1 protein-coding gene is annotated in these 440 nt (G+C 44.8%); it reads left to right on the forward strand.

All coding sequences use genetic code 11. The features are described 5' to 3' along the window. Window positions 1-166 precede the first annotated feature (166 nt). Window positions 167-440 (forward strand): hypothetical protein (locus tag AB4486_RS28015; RefSeq protein ID WP_372120090.1); only part of this gene is annotated, 274 nt, incomplete at its 3' end.

Here is a 440-nt window from a genome sequence, read left to right on the forward strand (position 1 = left end):
GCGAACAGTGTCCAAGCCATTCAAAACCAAGACTCAGACTACCCTGGGTACGATCAAGCCGACACCCTTTACCCGTTCGGACATGGTTTAAGTTACGAATAATATTTGAGCTAATTCAGGCAGTGTTGAGCACTGCCTTTCCTTCTTAGATACCAAGGACAAAGTCATGGAACATATCTTACAACTGGGTTGGGATGATCACGCTATTCCACATAAAATCTGGATAGAACAATACTACGATGGGTGTCGTATCTGCTTGAAAGTCGTAAAAGACGTTGAGCCAGAAATGCTCTCATTGATTGTTCCAAATATTGATGTGCAAACCACTCATAAGGCGTGGCAAGGCAAAGCGACGAACATTACACCAGCCTATGATGACGGCGTGTTGTTCACTCAAACTCGCTCGCTATTCAATTTGCCTCATGGCTGCGTGATTTGGG

The organism is Vibrio sp. 10N.222.55.C6, from assembly GCF_041473395.1.
Taxonomy (GTDB): domain Bacteria; phylum Pseudomonadota; class Gammaproteobacteria; order Enterobacterales; family Vibrionaceae; genus Vibrio; species Vibrio crassostreae_C.